Consider the following 15305-nt stretch of genomic DNA (forward strand, 5'->3'; position numbering starts at 1 on the left):
CTTATAACAGTTAACAGTTAACTGGTAAAAGTTAACTGTTAACTGTTATATGTTAGCAACAACTGTCGCGCTAGCCTACAGTAACTTGATTCGTTTCCACCCCAGTTGCACCCTTGACACCTTTAGCAATTGTCACCAACTTGGTGACAATTGCCTGATCGGGAACTGTACCTTTGAGAACCACCGTAGAGCCGTGTTGAGCCACATAAACAGTCTCAATATCTGCAACATCTGGATTTGCATCAAAAGCCTGAGCCACCCGTTTAGCTAAACCGCTTTCATCGTATTCTCCATTCAATCCCATGCGTTCCGCCGGAACTGTCTGAGCGCTCGCAGCAGGTTGAGCTTGAGCTTGAGCTTGAGCTACAGGTGCTTGGTAAGCAGGAGCGTCAACAGTTTCTTGATTTTCAAGTTTTTCTAAACCAAACAATCTTTTTAGCCAACCCATAGAGTTTGTCCTCCCACAAAGTTTGTGTTAATTGACGTGTTAATTGACAGGTGGCACGTCGCGGTGCAATTGTTAATCTCAATACCAGGAATTACGATCGCACCCTGGGACGCAGAAACCGGATTTTTCTACAAAAAACTATCTTCCAGACATCCGCCCCGGTAGAAAAACCCAGTTTGTTGAGTTTGGTGCGACAGTCGTAAATACAATTTACTGTTCTACAACTTCGCCCATCATCTGCCTGGAGACATAAATTCTCCGGCGGTCAAACAAATACCTGCGCTGACCATTCCGGCAAATCAAACTTAAACCCTTCTTCCCCAACTTCTACAATTTTATTGTACATCCACTCATGCCAAGTTCCTGCTGCGGGAAAGTTAGGAATGCAGTAACAAGATAGATAAGTATCCGAAAAATTTCCCACAACTACTGCTCGCGTTCCCTCATCGCTCCAGCGGCAGTAAGCGAGGACTTTGGCTTCCGCATTTTCGTGGAAAAATTCAATATTTTCCGTGTAAAGTGCCGGGATTTTTTGCCGCAGCCGAATCACGTGTTTGTAGTATTCCAACAACTCATGATTTGGCTGATTTTCCAACAAAGACCATTGCAGTTTATTCGGCTGGTTGGGAGTTTGCCGAGTGGATTGTCCAAACTCTTCCCCCATCCACAGCATCGGTATTCCTACTGCGGTTACTAACAAAACTGCTCCCAATTTAGCTCGTTTAAAAGCAGCTTCTCGGTCGAGATTCGGAAAGCTTGGTTCCGCCAGCAAGTGGTCGCGGTCGTGACTGGCTAAATAATTGATAACATTAGTTGTTTTTTGATAGCCTTGTTGTTTGGCATCCAGAGCTTGCTTGAGATTTTCGAGATCGAAACGATCCCCGGCGAGATTTTCTATAGCAAAAATGCGAAAACTTTCGTGCCAGCAACCGTCCATCGGCCCGTCCGCAGCCACGAGTTCGGTAAGTTCGGGAATGTGTTCTGCTACGTTGTAAAATGGCTTGTCGCCGGCGGTTTTTTTCGCTTCGCGAGTTATCCAGTGCAGGAAATCTCGATTGTCCAACTGCCGCACTGCATCGTAGCGAATGCCGTCGATATGATATTCTTGAATCCAGAAATTAACGACATCGCCGATGAATTTCCAAGCGGGACGAATGCCGAGTTTTGAGTCGAAGTTATCGTAGTTAAACTCCGGGCCCCAGTAGTTAGCGGGATCTTCGGGATAGTGTTTGTCGCGGTAGTACCAATAATTGCGATCGATGAGCAATAAGGGACATTCTTCATCGCAGTGGTTGTAAATGCCGTCCAGAATCACCCGAATGCCCCGTCTGTGGCATTCGTCAATCAATTGCTTCAAATCTGCGGTTGCACCGTAGCTGGACTCTACGGCAAAGAAATCGCGGACTTTGTAGCCCCAGCTATAATCGCCCCGATATTCATTAACTGGCATTAGTTCGATCGCATTTATCCCCAAATCGCACAGATAATCTAATTTCTCGATCGCCTGCTGGAATTTACCGCCACTGTCGGAACCATCTGCACCGGAAAAATCAGCAACGTGAAGTTCGTAAATAACTAATTCTTCATTTTCGGGGAGTTTTTTGTCGTCGTGCTGCCAAACATAGGTATCAATAATTCGCGCGCCTGCTTTGATGCGAATTGTACTTGTATTAGTAGTGCGGTCAATTTCAGTAGCGTAGGGATCGTTGACTTCTACCCATTCGTCGGGTTCACAACAGGGACTTTGCGATTGAACTCGGAATTTGTATTGATAAATACCGTCTTCTAACTGAATTAGAGTGCGGAAATAACCTCTGTCATCTTTTTCTAAAGCAGTTTCTTCCCATAAGCAAAAGGAGCCGAGCAGTGTAGCTGCTTTGTTGTTGGGAGCGAAGAGTTTAAATTCAATTGCAGCGGCCATGAATAGCTTGTTTGCAGAGCTTATAACTGTGATTAGTATTCATTGTTACCATTTTGCAAATCAGTCGCCATCGTTCTTAAGAGTTAAACCTGTAACTCTTATGTTGTCAGGCAGTTATGGCCGCACCCCGAGGATTTAGTAGTAGTAGACACCCTAGCGGTTGAGTAAGGTGCGCCGCTAAGCACCCGGAGGCCAGATTTAAATCAATCAAAAATGTAGTTAAAGTAACTAAAAAATATTAAGCGCTGTTTATGAAAAGTAATTTAACTTTTGATAACTAAATAAATCGTGATAAAAATTTAATAATTGTAACTAAAGGAACATTTTTTCGCTGACAGAGCTAATACTGTAGAAAGATGTCTTTTTAAGCGGAAAAGGGGAGGATCGGCTTGTAATTGGAAGGCAAGGAAAACCAGAAACATGAATGCTTTATTCAACTGGATTTTCGGGCGATCGACTTTAACTCAAGTTTGAGCCGAGAAGAGCAATGATTATTTTTGCTTATGCCTTGGCAGCACTTGTTTTATAGTTCTTGACTGGCAAACTTTGCAGAACCAAAATCAGCTTTAACGACTGCTGCTACCTCAGTAATTGGTAATCGGTGAAAATCTCATCCGTCCCTGTTACCCGTTAGATATTCCGAGCAGCGGCTCTAGGGTTCTAAAAGTTTAATGTGGGATGTTGGCAAATTACCGTTACTGTAAAACTCTGGAGTGTTAAAAATGCTAAAACAAATGTGCTGGTTGCCCAGATTGGGAGGCAATGGAGAAAAGATATTGCACTTGCGCACCGAAGCCCGTCAAGCGTGGCGGCCTTACACAGCTTTTCCGCAGTTCGCTGCACCCGACTACCGGGAACCGGGCGGTTCTAACGGATGGGCAACATTTCAGAAGCTGAAAACTCAAGGGTGGAATTTAATTTCGACTGAAGAAGGGCAGCAGTCGATGTTTGGCGAACAGAAAAGTGCTTAAAAAACCACAATCCGCAATAAAAAAAGAAGAGGAGTTTACCTCTTCTTTTTATGAGTTCTCAACGAAGTATCGGGGTTTAAAAACCCTGATATTTCCTTGAAGCGGTAAGGTGCGCACTGCCCACCCTACATAATTTTGAGATTTACTATGGCGGCGTTGGAAATAAATTAGGCGATCGCCGTTTCCCTATCTGCTGTAGTTGTTACGTTATCGAGCACCGGCTGGTGAGTTTTCAAGTTAAACCGGTATCCGTGGGGGAGGATGTGCAACTTGGCGCCGCAAATAGCCAAACCCTCATCCTTCAACCGTCCTTCCATATTGTCGTGGAGTTTTTCCGACTCGTCGATGATAGTTACAGCGCTTTCGCCAATAACTTCCAACTCGTCACCGCTGACTAAAATAGCTGTATTTTCGTCAATACCAAATCCCAACACGGCCGGTTGCAGCAAGAGTGCCGTAACTAAGCGTCCGAGACGGCCTCGCTGGGCGAAGTGCTGGTCGATGACAACTCCCGGCAGGAAACCCATTCCCGGGCCCATTGCTACCACATCAACGCGGGGATTTGTCTCCGAGTCTCCTTCAATAATCATCATGTCTGGCATCATGGCCGCGCCGGCACTGGTGCCGCCAACGATCGCCCCTTCAGAGTAGCGTTTGTGCATAGCTACGTCGAGTTGGGTGTCTTTCAAGCAGCTAATAATCCGCGCTTGATCTCCGCCGGTAAAGAATATGCCAGTGGCTTGTTCGATGGCTTCTAAATAATCTGGATTTTTGGCATCTTCGGGTGTCTGGGTGTCAACAACTCGCACATCTTCAGCGCCGAGTCGCTCAAACACTCGGATGTAATTATCTCCTACTTCTCCCGGCAAGCTGGTTGCAGCCGTCATGATCACAATGTGGGCTTTAGTTCCTCCGGCGCACCGCAAGAATTCCCGCAGAATTTTACACTCCCCCTCTTTGTCTTCTGCGCCCCCAATAATTAGCAACTTTCCCTGATTTTCGTTGCTCGCCATATTATCTCCACTTTTAATTTATTAAATTTCACTAAAACACAAAATTCTTCCTTCTGGAAACTGCCAAAAGGTATAGATAGATACACAAAACTATCTGAATTTGCTGATTCCTGGACGCACAAAACTCAAGGGTTCTGGGGTTTGTTTACTCGGGCCGCGGGCTGTAAAGATGTTTGTGCTAAAAAAAACCTACCCCCCCTAACAAAATATAGGAGGGGTGAAAAAATGAGTTAAATTACAGGACTTACGCGCGCGCTGGTCATAAACTCGGTTTCTGACTGGATACTTCCCTCATAACCTCTTATTTCTCGTAGAAACCGGGTTTATGAGCGTAAGTCCTAAATTAGTACGATCGCCCGTTAGTGCGATCCCTCAATCAAATTGCTCAATACCGTACGCGCCCGTTCTAAAGGTAGGTGTCTGGGTTTGCCATTCCAGACAATCTGATATTCGTTGCTGTTTTGGCCGTCGCCGTAGCCAGAAATTAGCTTCCGGTGAAATGCTTCCTCAGCTAATTGGTGAACTTGATCCCTGAGAGCAGTTTGTGCGATCTTCATAAATTTGCTGCTTCTTATATTCTTCTTCACAGTCATAAACAATTATAAGTGGGCAGTGCACCTCTCAAAGGTTATAGCTTTTTTTCTGCCGGGGGCAAGGAAGTAGAGTGCTTAGCTATAAGTCCTCAGTCATAGGTGCTCAGTCTTAGGTGCTCAGTCATCAGTGCTTAGTTAGATGTTGAAGGAAGAAGAAATATTTTCCCACTCTTCCCCTCTCCCCACTCCTCCACTCCCCACTCCCCCACTCCCGCGATGCTGAAGGCAGAATTGGTCGGAGTGTTTGTATCAACTGCTACTGCAATATCTATGCCTGCGGGTAGTATCTAATGCACCGACAATAGAGTTAATGTGGAAAATTGACGAAAAGGAGGTTAGAAAATGCTGCAAGAAAAAAGCACCGAAACAGCGCGGGTCAATGCTCGAAAAACAGATGTTTTTGATGTTTTCAACTTCAAACATTATATGGGGCCAAACCCTTATTTAGGAACAGCGGCTTTAGTTTTCGATTTGGCGGTGACGGGCGCGAGCGAACCTTTGCCGATCGCACATTACCATGAAATTATTAGCGATCGCTACCCGCAACTCCTGCAGGAAACTTTCTCAAACCACGCCGAACTGTTCGGCCGTACCGCTTCAGAAGTTGCAAAACTTGACATGGGTTTGCACTTCCAACACTGGAACGTCAAGCCGTTTTCTCAGTTTAACAGAATTAGCATAGAAGCAGTTCACGCCCGCAGCGCCAGAGCCGTAGTTTACGCTGTTTGGGATTGGTTTGAAGCCATCAATCAAAATCAAGATTTTCCCTTGGAATCACAAATAGACGCGCTGCAAAATATGTTCCGGCAGTCAGTTTACGGAGGCCCGACAGTTTATTCGTTAATGCGAGCGGCATCGCAAAAAGGCATTCCCGTATTTTATTTGTGGGATGAAGGATTGATGCAATACGGGTACGGCAAAAAACTCGTGCGCGGCTCTGCAACTACTTTTGACTCTGACAGCCACTTAGACTCAGATTTTACCACCCGCAAAGACGATTGTAAAGCTTTTCTCGCTACATTAGGATTTCCTGTTCCCAAAGGCGATATCGTCTCCACAGAAAGCGGATCTCTGGCAGTTGCTAAAGACATTGGTTACCCAGTTGCTGTCAAACCAGTAGTCGGTCATAAAGGAATTGGCGTCACAGCAGATATCCGAGATGCTGAGGAATTGCAGGCCGCTTTTAAAAGAGCTGTTAAGGCAATTCCCGAAACAGAATCGGTGCGAGTAATTGTGGAAAATAGCATCAAAGGATCGGATTTTAGGCTGTTGTGCGTTGACGGCAAATTTGTTTCGGCAACTGAACGCCGGCCCGCTTGGGTAACAGGGGACGGCGACTCAACAATTCGCGAATTGATCCGCCGTGAAAACCGCAAATCCCAACGTTTGGATACGCCAACTTCGGCCCTGAGCAAAATTCAGTCCGACGAATCGATGGAAATGTATCTGGCAGAACAAGGGCTGTCATTGGATAGTGTCCTAGAGGGCGATCGCACTGTATCTCTGCGCAAAGTCGCCAATCTTTCCGCAGGCGGCGTCAGCATCGACGCTACCCAAACTATTCACCCGGATAACATTGTTTTGGCTCAAGATATCGCCCTACATTTTCGGTTAACTTGTTTGGGGGTGGATGTGGTAACAGAAACTCTCGCCAAATCTTGGAAAACAGGCAATTTTGGGATTCTCGAAATCAATGCCGCGCCGGGAATTTTTATGCACCTCAACCCGGCTGTAGGCGAAGGGGTTGATGTGCCTTCCCATATTATCGAAACTTTCTTTGACTCGGGAAAATCAGCCAGAGTTCCGATTATTACTTTCAACAAAATTTCGGTGCAAGAACTGCAAGAAACAATCGACCACATTTTGTTGCAGCATCCCGATTGGACGATCGGTGCTGTTTGCCGCGGTGGACTTTTTGTCAACCGTTCTGAAAAAGTTTTGCATAAGAATTACAATCTTAATGTGCAAAGTTTGCTGCGGAATCCCAAGCTCGATTTGTTAATTGCTGAATATCCCGGAAATATTTTGGAAGCGGACGGAATGTTTTATCAAGGGAGCAATATGGTGGTGCTGGACAATCCGGGGGAAACTGAGATGATGTTGAGCAGAGAAAGCACTGATGACGATACTGTTGTGGTGAGGGAAGAAAATAGTATTTCTATTCGCCGCCAGGGGTTGATCGAACAGTATACCCTGGGAGATGGGGAACCGTTTACACGGGTTTATTTGAAGGAAATAGGGACTATTTTGTAACCTGTTCGACATTTAAGTTGGCTTTGTGGGGCGGGTTTTGAGTACCCGCCCCACCAGATAAAGGCTTTTTCTCGTTCCCGGGTGCTTCCGGGGAAGGAAATTGGGGATCCCCCAGATTTGAACTCGCTTCGTTTCACTTAGTTACAATGGGTGGCAATTCCTCAGTGGATTCACTATTCCTAAGAAACCGGGTTTCTTGCCAGATTTCTCGTTACCACACCAATATTTTCGTAGAAATTGGGTTTCCTAGGGTAAGCCCTATTCCTGCGATCGTAAGTTTTTAGAGAATGTATTTTATGGGCGGTCTCTTGTGTTATCAAGGAATTTCACAAGTCTTTAAACTAATTGCACTCAGGTGGCAGAAGGTGTGGAAATATGAATGTTGGCAGCAATTGGTTTAATTCGCTGGCGGAAAGTTTAGTGTCGCACCGTCGCTACATTCCAGCAGCGCTGACTCTTTGGATAGGTACGAGCTTGTCATTGGCAGCCACTGCCCTTGTGTGGCATTCGGAAAACCAACGAATGCAAGTTCAATTTCACGAGCAAGCCGATCGCCTGAATGTGACTTTGCAGCAAAGCATCAATCACAATTTAGAAGTTCTTTACTCACTTCAAGCATTCTACAACGCATCTACTGAAGTTAGCAGACAAGATTTTAAGCAATTCGTTCAACCTGCACTTTCCCGACATTCTGCCATCTATTCTGTTAACTGGAGTGTGCGCGTGCCTGCTGCCCAAAAAGCAGCTTACGAAGCCGCAATTCGAGCGGAAGGTTTTCCGGCATTTCAAATTTACGAGCGAACTCGTGACCAAAAGCCGATCGAAGCAAAAGTGCGATCGGAATACTTTCCAATTATTTACAGAGAAGCACTAGAAGAAGATAACAAAGCGATCGGTTTTGATGTTGCCTCCAGCCCCGATCGCAAAGCAGCTTTAGAGAAGTCGGTGAATACCGGAAAAATAGCGGCTTCCGCGCGGATTACATTAGTCACCAACAATCAACCGGGATTGCAAGTATTTCTGCCAGTACCCCGTCGCACAACTTCTCTAGATAAATCGGTCAAGAACCGCGAAAATCTCATGGGAGTTATTGCGGGTCTGTTTCAGATCACCCATATGGTCGATTTCTCTTTAGAATCCCTAAATTTAGACAGCATTAATTTTTACCTATACGACAACTCGGCTACAGGGAAAGAACGCTTTCTGGTGCGCTACGACTCACAAGCTAAGCAGTTGATAGATAACCCAAAACTAGAAAAGCCAGAGTTAACTGATGTTCGGGGGGAAATCTGTCAAAATCCTAGTGCTTGCACTCGCTTATTGAACGTAGCAGACCGCCAGTGGATGCTGCTAGTTTTGCCCGGGAATGGGTACAACGGTCTGAGGACGCATCAGGGTTCGCTGGCTATTTGTGCGATCGGGCTATTGATGGCTGGCAGCTTGACGATTTACCTGTCGATGTCTCTAGAACGTACCGCCAAAGTAGAACAGCAAGTGTACGATCGCACAATTCAACTAAAAGAGCGCACCGCTGAACTAGAAACAGCACTAAAAAAGCAGGAAACTCAATTTAAACTAATCCAAACTGAAAAAATGTCCAGCTTGGGGCAGTTGGTGGCTGGAGTTGCCCACGAAATTAACAATCCTGTCAACTTCATCTCTGGGAACCTGATCCATACAGGCGAATATACTCGAAACTTGCTGGAACTTGTGGAAATATACCAGCAGCAATATCCGAACCCAACGCCAGAAGTGCAAGACAAACAAAAAGATATCGAATTGGAGTTTATCATTGAAGACTTACCTAAAATCCTAAAATCTATGAATTTGGGAGCTGAACGCATCCGGCAGATCGTGCTTTCTATGCGGAATTTTTCGCGCTTGGATGAAGCTGAAATGAAGTCTGTTGACATTCACGAAGGTATTGACAGCACCTTGATGATTTTGGAGAGTCGGCTGAAACCCCAAGCTGATTTTCCGGGCATTCAAGTCATCAAAGAATACGGAAATTTGCCCTTAGTGGAGTGTTTTGCGGGACAATTAAATCAGGTATTTATGAATATTTTGATAAATGCTATTGATGTTTTATATGACGCACAAAATCAAAAAAAGCTGCTCGGGCAAAGCTTCTCAAATTCGCCGTTTTTACCTACAATTCGGATTCGCACTGAACTTTTAAATTCTAATTGTGTATGCGTGCGAATCTCTGACAATGGAACGGGCATGACGGAGAATGTCAAAAAACGTTTGTTTGAGCCGTTTTTCACTACCAAGCCTGTAGGCAAAGGTACTGGCTTGGGATTGTCGCTCGGCTATCAAATAGTGGACAAACATCAAGGTTCGCTCAGGTGCGTATCGGCTCCGGGAGAGGGAACTGAATTCTCGATTGAGGTGCCGGTGCGGCAACAGTCCCAGTAATCTGTTTATAAGGTTTCACCTGCGGTAGGTGTTAGTTGAAATTAGCGGGAGAAATCTCGCTTATAGCTGAGTCTAGCCTCGCTCCCCCTGGCATCTCTCTTTCTAATGGGAACGCAAGAGTGTCGCCGTTCTCTCTGTTTTTTATTTCTTTAGGAAAGGTGCGAACCATACTTGGGAAAGGTGCGGATTGCGCACCCAACAGTTAACAGCTAACAGTCAACAGTTAACAGTTAGAGTTATTGGCAAGTGCGTGCTAATTTCGAGTCAAATCTTGCGCAAAACAAATATCTTGGGTTTTACTCACCGCGACAATTTATAATTGTAGCAATGCCAGATTACCAATTATTAATTACGATGTCTTTACAATTTATTAGCATTCCGCCAAAAACCGATCGCAAACCTGTCGCTGTGATTGTCGCTTTGCACGGATGGGGTGCTAATGCTCGGGATTTGACTTCCTTAGCACCGGCTTTCAATTTACCGGATTATCAGTTTGTGTTTCCCGACGCCCCCTTTCCCCATCCCCAGGCAATGGGCGGCAAAGCGTGGTATGACCTTCAAGGTAAAGACGCTCAGGGATTGGTAAAAAGCCGGCAATTGCTGAGGGAATTATTGCTGTCTTTGGAAAGCAGCACGGGCGTGCCTTTGTCTCGCACTATTTTAGGCGGTTTTTCTCAAGGGGGAGCGATGACTCTAGATGTGGGATTGACTTTGCCTGTAGCCGGTTTAATTTGTCTGAGCGGTTATTTACACCCGTCGATTTCGCCAGTTGCTGGGAGTGCTTTGCCACCTGTTTTAATCGTGCACGGTACTCAAGATACTATTGTGCCCGTTAGTGCTGCTGTGCGATCGCGCGACAGTTTGACTGCTTGGGGAACTGCGGTGCAGTATCGAGAATTTATCATGGGACACGAGATTCTGCCCGAAGTTATAGATGTAATGCGAAGTTTTGTTGTAGAAACTGTGTCGAAATCAGATTAAAGGCTTAGGATATAGTATGGCGGAAGTCTCGGGCAGGGGAAAAAAATGAAAACTTTAACCAAAGCATCGCGCGATATTGCTGTACTTACTTCTCAGGACGTGGCAGAATTGGCTGTCCGTTTGGAAGTGGACGATTATACAGATCCTTTTGAGGGATTGAATGATTGGCATTTGTTGCGATCGCTTGCCTTTCAGCGGCCGGAGATGGTTGAACCTTATCTCCACCTTCTGGATATGGAAGCCTACGACGAAGCATAGCCTAAAAAATCTAGCTTAAAAATTTCGACGGAATTGAGGAAGAAGTTAGCAGCATATTTTGTTGTGAATTGAACAGATGAGTTATGGATTTTTGTCTATTTTCATCTTAATTTCTTTCTTGATTCTTTTTTATGAAAAAATGACACCATTTTCAAAAAAAAATGTGAATGTAGGCCAGCTATCAACCCTGGTATTCATCAGTCATTCCCAATTTAAAATCTAAAATCTAAAATCTAAAATCAAAAATGGTATGACATGAAAGGCAGACGAATTTTAATCGGCGTTAGCGGCGGAATTGCGGCTTACAAAGTTTGCGAAGTAGTTTCAACTTTAGCGAAAGCTGGAGCTGAAGTTAAAGCTATTCTTACTGATGCGGCCGCGGAGTTTGTAACGCCTTTGACTTTTGCTACTCTTTGCCGCCATCCTGCTTTTACTGACAAAGATTTTTGGCAAGCAAGTCACGGGCGCCCCCTGCACATTCAACTGGGAGAATGGGCGGAAGTTTTTGTTATTGCTCCCCTGACAGCTAATACTTTGGCTAAGTTGGCGGGGGGTTTTGCTGATAATTTGCTGACTAATACTGTCTTAGCTTCTACTTGCCCAATTTTGCTGGCACCGGCGATGAATACGGATATGTGGGAACAGCCGGCGGTGCAGCGGAATTGGCGGGAAGTGTTGACTTATCGGCGCTATCATGCTGCGAATCCGGGGGCGGGAATGCTGGCGTGCGATCGCGCGGGTGTCGGCAGGATGGCAGAACCTGGTGAGATTTTGCCTCATATTGAATCGCTGTTGTATGCGAAGGGCGATCGAGATTTAGCGGGGCTTCGGGTGTTGATCGGTGCGGGAGGAACGCGGGAACACCTCGATCCGGTGCGGTTTATCGGCAATCCTTCCAGCGGCAAAATGGGCATAGCTTTGGCGCAAGCTGCACAGCACCGCGGCGCGACAGTGACGCTGGTACACAGTATAACTGGCGAATTGCCGCTCTCAGGTGTGCGGGCGATCGCAGTTGCGAGTGCAGAAGAAATGTGGCAGGCGATGCTGCAATGCTTTCACGATGCGGATTTGACGGTGATGGCGGCGGCGGTAGCGGATGTGAAGCCGGCTGAGTACAGCAGTGAAAAATTGCCGAAGCGATCGCTCCCTAATTGTTTGCCTTTGACACCGGTAGCGGATATTGTGGCAGAGTTGGGAAAATTGAAACAGCCGCACCAAAAATTAATCGGGTTTGCAGCACAAACTGGAGATATTGTCAAGCCAGCTTTGGAGAAATTGCGGGCAAAGAAACTGGATGTAATTGCCGCAAACCCGATCGATCGAATAGGTGCAGGTTTCGGCAGCAATACCAATCAAGCAATATTAATTAATGCCGCCGGCAAGCAAGTAGAAATCGCACCTTGCAGCAAGCTAGAAATGGCTCACCGATTGTTTGATTTTGTGAGGGAAGGGTAAGGGCGCGATTTACTCATTAACTGGGATTAATTACTACTGGTTCGGGCGATAATTCTGATTCCCCAAAATCCGTTGATTCCGAGTCAGCGGGCAATTCAGTATCTGCGACAGTAATTTCTAGTTTAAATCCTAATGCTTCGAGCAGTGCTACCAAACTGTAAATTTCCGAACCGCCGCTTTCAGTCAGCATCTTGTCAAGCTTTTCCCATTGAAGTTGAGCTGACTCTGATAAATTGTTGAACTTTAGCCGAGAATCTACAACGTCTTTGAGTACCATTTGGAGCAATTTAGGTTCATCGCTGGCTTCTGTCAATGTCACCTCGATATAACCTGCTGCTTCTTGGGCATTTCTCAGAGATTCGATCAGAAATTCTTGGTAGCTCCTACTCGTTGGTGCTTTCACGTCTTTCATAGTCTCTCCAATATTGAATAGCTTTGCCAATATCTCGCTCTTGAGTGCTCTTATCTCCACCTATTAGCAGAAGTACAATTGTCAGCCCGACTTGTCCAAAGTAAAGCCGATATCCAGGGCCAAAGTCAATTTTGAGTTCAAAAACTCCTTCTCCGACGGACTTACAATCTCCTAGATTACCAGTCATGACTCGCTTAAGCCTTAACCGAATCTTATTTTTGCCTGTGGTATCCCGGAGCGAGTTATACCAATCTTCAAAAGGATTTGTCCCATCTGCTCTCAGGTAGTTGCGAATTTCCCTGGGTTGTACTTCCATGATTTTATCGTACTTGATTAACAATTTCTATCGTAAGTGCGATCGACAGTGCATTAAGTAGGCAAATCATACTTAAGACAGAGGCATTCGAGCGACAAAATAGTAAACCTTGTTTGAGGAAACAAAGTTTAAATCAAACAGGGCCTTGTGAATGAATTTTAAATCGATCGCAAAAACCAATCTACTATTCGGCAGCCTGATAATTAGCCTCGGATTGCAAGCACTTCCAGCAGCAGCGCAATCAGTCACCGACGCGCAAGTTTCCGCCCTTGTAGAAGCGCTGCGACAAGTCGCCCCGCCACAAGCCGCAAATGACGGAATGTACAGTCAGTGGCAAGTTTTACCGAACAATATTTCCCGCTGGGCCAAATTCTGTACCAAACAAGATTTAACACCCCAACAATTTGAGGCCGACGCGACAAAAGCCAAATCAATTGTTACCTGTATCGTGGGCGATTTGCTGCGCGACGAATACAAAGCTAGCAGCAACAATGAATTAACCGCAGTACGCCGCGCCGCTTGCTGGTGGATGACAGGGGACTCCGCAGCTTGTAAAAGTGGGGCAACAGCTACTTATGCCGATAAAGTTATCAGCGTTTACCAGCAGCAGCGACCTAAAAAGTAAAGTTTGTGCAGGCGGAATTTAGATTTTTTTGACTGCAGATGGACGCAGATGGTTTTGTGCTGATGGACAGATAAGAGCGATTTGATATCAAATTCAATTATCCTATAAGCGCCAAAGATTCTTGAGAACATTAATCAGCTCTTTCTGTCGTCGAGCGATTACTTCTGGCGTCCATTCCTGTTCCCGCAGCACTTGGGTAGTAAGTGCAAAGGGTGAAACACCTGTTTTAGTTGTGAAATACTTCTGTTTTTTCACATCAAAATCATAATTTTTTGCCTGAGTGTTTTTCCCACGAGATAGTAAAACTAAGTTGCCAAGACGATGCACATATTGATCGCGTTCTTCCTGACTAGGAAACCACTTCATCCACTCACTATTAGCACCTGGATTTTGGGGAAGTACGTGCTCGACAGTAATGTTGGAGAAGTTGTAAGATGCTTCACCTTCTGACAGAGCAGCATCTAAGCGCAGCAAAACATAAAGACGAATTTTTTGAATTAGGTAAAGGTCACTATCGAGGACTCTAAGGATATTGTTTGACTCTTCAGGAGTAAACTGGAGCGGTGAATTGGAATTGAATAAATCTTCCTCTTGCTCAATAGCAGTAAGCAATCTGCTGTAACGTTCAATGCGCTCATTGATATTAGCGCGGACAATCATTAAACCTGCGGCAAGGCGTTCTAAAGCTATAAAGAAACGCACCAAATTATCGGGCTTATTACGGTTGCGAGATAGGTAGAGAATGGCAGGTGGTATCCAGTCAAAATTCTCAATTTTGTTTAACCATTTAAATAGTTGATTAATTTCCTCTGCACGCGCCTCGCTTTCATAGGTTGAGTTGTGAATTTCCGAAAAAGCCTTAGCATAAGGAGCTAAAATTTCATCAATGAATTGCTGAGGCCCAGCCGCAGGATTGATGTTTTCCTGAAACTCTTTAAGGATACTCTTGCTAAGTTTTTTCTTTTCCTTAATCATCCGAATATGAGAAAACAAGTCTTTGAATAACTCGCGTCCCAGCTCCTCCTCGGTATCTTCCCACTTTTTAGTATATTTTTCTTTTTGCCCTTCTGGTATTTTTCCAATAATGTCCGCTTTCAAGATATCAGTTAGGGAGAGATCCAATCCCCTGTTGTTCAACACAGAAAATATCCGATATGCAGAGTCAAAGTCAGGCGTAGAAACCACTACCAAGAAGCACTGGGTAATGATGAACTGGGCAAGACGTATACGGTGGGATTCCGCGATAGTCTGCAAACGTTGCAAGAATAAATGTGCATTTTCTTTAATAAGCTTCTGAGTATCCATCAGCTCAGCATTGTTCAATTTTTGGAGCTTGTTAATACCACCTTCATTTTGAATATATTCCTTGAAAAATTCTGCATCTCGCTCGCGCAAAGTCAGACGGTAACGATTATCTATACCCGCGATTAAGCTGCCTCTTTGGTATAGATAAGTGGTCAAGTCATTGGCGTGTTGTGTTGGCAATGATGCTCTGAGAGCAGCTAGTAGTATGGTGAGAGTTGTTAGACGTTGCTGACCATCTACAATTTGGCGTTGCTGAGTTAGAGTATGAATAGGAGGAATAATTTATGCAATGCCCAGAATGTAAATCAACCCATATCCGTAAAAACGGCAAGAAGA

At 45.1% G+C, this 15305-nt stretch carries 15 protein-coding genes; 8 read left to right on the top strand and 7 right to left on the bottom strand.

The window, feature by feature from the left end; translation table 11 throughout:
* Window positions 1–70: 70 nt before the first annotated feature.
* Window positions 71–448, bottom strand: a complete 378-nt coding sequence (locus E5S67_RS21210) for a BON domain-containing protein (RefSeq protein WP_172190371.1) — start codon at window positions 446–448, stop codon at window positions 71–73.
* A gap of 50 nt (window positions 449–498) precedes the next feature.
* Here E5S67_RS21210 and E5S67_RS21215 point away from each other — a divergent pair, with 50 nt between their 5' ends.
* Window positions 499–651, top strand: a complete 153-nt coding sequence (locus tag E5S67_RS21215) for a hypothetical protein (RefSeq protein ID WP_172190372.1) — start codon at window positions 499–501, stop codon at window positions 649–651.
* A gap of 62 nt (window positions 652–713) precedes the next feature.
* Here the strand turns inward: E5S67_RS21215 and E5S67_RS21220 are convergent, their stop codons facing one another.
* The gene (locus E5S67_RS21220; protein ID WP_172190373.1) at window positions 714–2369 is read right to left on the bottom strand and encodes an alpha-amylase family glycosyl hydrolase; all 1656 of its coding nucleotides are present in this window, start codon (window positions 2367–2369) and stop codon (window positions 714–716) included.
* Between the two features lie 722 nt (window positions 2370–3091).
* Here E5S67_RS21220 and E5S67_RS21225 point away from each other — a divergent pair.
* The gene (locus E5S67_RS21225; RefSeq protein ID WP_172190374.1) at window positions 3092–3340 is read left to right on the top strand and encodes a hypothetical protein; all 249 of its coding nucleotides are present in this window, start codon (window positions 3092–3094) and stop codon (window positions 3338–3340) included.
* Between the two features lie 167 nt (window positions 3341–3507).
* Here the strand turns inward: E5S67_RS21225 and E5S67_RS21230 are convergent, their stop codons facing one another.
* The gene (locus tag E5S67_RS21230) at window positions 3508–4353 is read right to left on the bottom strand and encodes a cyanophycinase (protein WP_172190375.1); all 846 of its coding nucleotides are present in this window, start codon (window positions 4351–4353) and stop codon (window positions 3508–3510) included.
* Between the two features lie 359 nt (window positions 4354–4712).
* A complete protein-coding gene (locus E5S67_RS21235; RefSeq protein WP_172190376.1) occupies window positions 4713–4910 on the bottom strand; it encodes a hypothetical protein in 198 nt (65 codons plus the stop codon).
* A gap of 378 nt (window positions 4911–5288) precedes the next feature.
* On the opposite strand from E5S67_RS21235, the gene E5S67_RS21240 reads away from it, so the two are divergent.
* The 5 genes from E5S67_RS21240 to coaBC all read left to right on the top strand — a co-directional run bounded on the left by E5S67_RS21240 (window position 5289) and on the right by coaBC (window position 12311).
* Complete coding sequence (locus E5S67_RS21240) at window positions 5289–7199, top strand: ATP-binding protein (RefSeq protein ID WP_172190377.1); 1911 nt, start codon at window positions 5289–5291, stop codon at window positions 7197–7199.
* A 375-nt stretch (window positions 7200–7574) separates the two neighbouring features.
* Window positions 7575–9617 (top strand): CHASE domain-containing protein, encoded by a 2043-nt coding sequence (locus E5S67_RS21245; RefSeq protein WP_172190378.1) that lies wholly within the window; start codon window positions 7575–7577, stop codon window positions 9615–9617.
* Window positions 9618–9971: 354 nt separating this feature from the next.
* Window positions 9972–10598, top strand: a complete 627-nt coding sequence (locus E5S67_RS21250; protein WP_172190384.1) for an alpha/beta hydrolase — start codon at window positions 9972–9974, stop codon at window positions 10596–10598.
* 45 nt (window positions 10599–10643) lie between these two features.
* Window positions 10644–10856 carry a protein IsiD gene (gene isiD, locus E5S67_RS21255; protein WP_106150386.1) on the top strand — a complete coding sequence of 71 codons (213 nt, stop codon included), beginning with the start codon at window positions 10644–10646 and terminating at the stop codon, window positions 10854–10856.
* Window positions 10857–11111: 255 nt separating this feature from the next.
* The gene (gene coaBC, locus E5S67_RS21260; protein ID WP_172190379.1) at window positions 11112–12311 is read left to right on the top strand and encodes a bifunctional phosphopantothenoylcysteine decarboxylase/phosphopantothenate--cysteine ligase CoaBC; all 1200 of its coding nucleotides are present in this window, start codon (window positions 11112–11114) and stop codon (window positions 12309–12311) included.
* A 16-nt stretch (window positions 12312–12327) separates the two neighbouring features.
* Here coaBC and E5S67_RS21265 read toward each other — a convergent pair whose 3' ends face one another.
* Window positions 12328–12723 (bottom strand): helix-turn-helix domain-containing transcriptional regulator, encoded by a 396-nt coding sequence (locus tag E5S67_RS21265; RefSeq protein ID WP_172190380.1) that lies wholly within the window; start codon window positions 12721–12723, stop codon window positions 12328–12330.
* Complete coding sequence (locus tag E5S67_RS21270; RefSeq protein ID WP_172190381.1) at window positions 12695–13039, bottom strand: type II toxin-antitoxin system RelE/ParE family toxin; 345 nt, start codon at window positions 13037–13039, stop codon at window positions 12695–12697. Before E5S67_RS21270 ends, E5S67_RS21265 begins: the two co-directional genes overlap by 29 nt.
* Before the next feature lie 151 nt (window positions 13040–13190).
* Between E5S67_RS21270 and E5S67_RS21275 the strand changes: the two genes are divergently transcribed.
* Window positions 13191–13664 (top strand): hypothetical protein, encoded by a 474-nt coding sequence (locus tag E5S67_RS21275; RefSeq protein ID WP_172190382.1) that lies wholly within the window; start codon window positions 13191–13193, stop codon window positions 13662–13664.
* Window positions 13665–13766: 102 nt separating this feature from the next.
* On the opposite strand, the gene E5S67_RS34495 is transcribed toward E5S67_RS21275, so the two are convergent.
* Window positions 13767–15251, bottom strand: coding sequence for a DUF262 domain-containing protein (locus E5S67_RS34495; RefSeq protein ID WP_339382944.1), 1485 nt, complete (start codon window positions 15249–15251; stop codon window positions 13767–13769).
* Window positions 15252–15305 lie beyond the last annotated feature (54 nt).

Source organism: Microcoleus asticus IPMA8, from assembly GCF_013179805.1.
GTDB lineage: Bacteria > Cyanobacteriota > Cyanobacteriia > Cyanobacteriales > Microcoleaceae > Microcoleus > Microcoleus asticus.

What these genes read in the sequence shown, in the direction of transcription:
- E5S67_RS21210 (WP_172190371.1), bottom strand. Translation starts at nt 448, where the DNA reads ATGGGTTGGCTAAAAAGATTGTTTGGTTTAGAAAAACTTGAAAATCAA.
- E5S67_RS21220 (WP_172190373.1), bottom strand. Translation starts at nt 2,369, where the DNA reads ATGGCCGCTGCAATTGAATTTAAACTCTTCGCTCCCAACAACAAAGCA.
- E5S67_RS21225 (WP_172190374.1), top strand. Translation starts at nt 3,092, where the DNA reads ATGCTAAAACAAATGTGCTGGTTGCCCAGATTGGGAGGCAATGGAGAA.
- E5S67_RS21230 (WP_172190375.1), bottom strand. Translation starts at nt 4,353, where the DNA reads ATGGCGAGCAACGAAAATCAGGGAAAGTTGCTAATTATTGGGGGCGCA.
- E5S67_RS21235 (WP_172190376.1), bottom strand. Translation starts at nt 4,910, where the DNA reads ATGAAGATCGCACAAACTGCTCTCAGGGATCAAGTTCACCAATTAGCT.
- E5S67_RS21240 (WP_172190377.1), top strand. Translation starts at nt 5,289, where the DNA reads ATGCTGCAAGAAAAAAGCACCGAAACAGCGCGGGTCAATGCTCGAAAA.
- E5S67_RS21245 (WP_172190378.1), top strand. Translation starts at nt 7,575, where the DNA reads ATGAATGTTGGCAGCAATTGGTTTAATTCGCTGGCGGAAAGTTTAGTG.
- E5S67_RS21250 (WP_172190384.1), top strand. Translation starts at nt 9,972, where the DNA reads ATGTCTTTACAATTTATTAGCATTCCGCCAAAAACCGATCGCAAACCT.
- isiD (WP_106150386.1), top strand. Translation starts at nt 10,644, where the DNA reads ATGAAAACTTTAACCAAAGCATCGCGCGATATTGCTGTACTTACTTCT.
- coaBC (WP_172190379.1), top strand. Translation starts at nt 11,112, where the DNA reads ATGAAAGGCAGACGAATTTTAATCGGCGTTAGCGGCGGAATTGCGGCT.
- E5S67_RS21265 (WP_172190380.1), bottom strand. Translation starts at nt 12,723, where the DNA reads ATGAAAGACGTGAAAGCACCAACGAGTAGGAGCTACCAAGAATTTCTG.
- E5S67_RS21270 (WP_172190381.1), bottom strand. Translation starts at nt 13,039, where the DNA reads ATGGAAGTACAACCCAGGGAAATTCGCAACTACCTGAGAGCAGATGGG.
- E5S67_RS21275 (WP_172190382.1), top strand. Translation starts at nt 13,191, where the DNA reads ATGAATTTTAAATCGATCGCAAAAACCAATCTACTATTCGGCAGCCTG.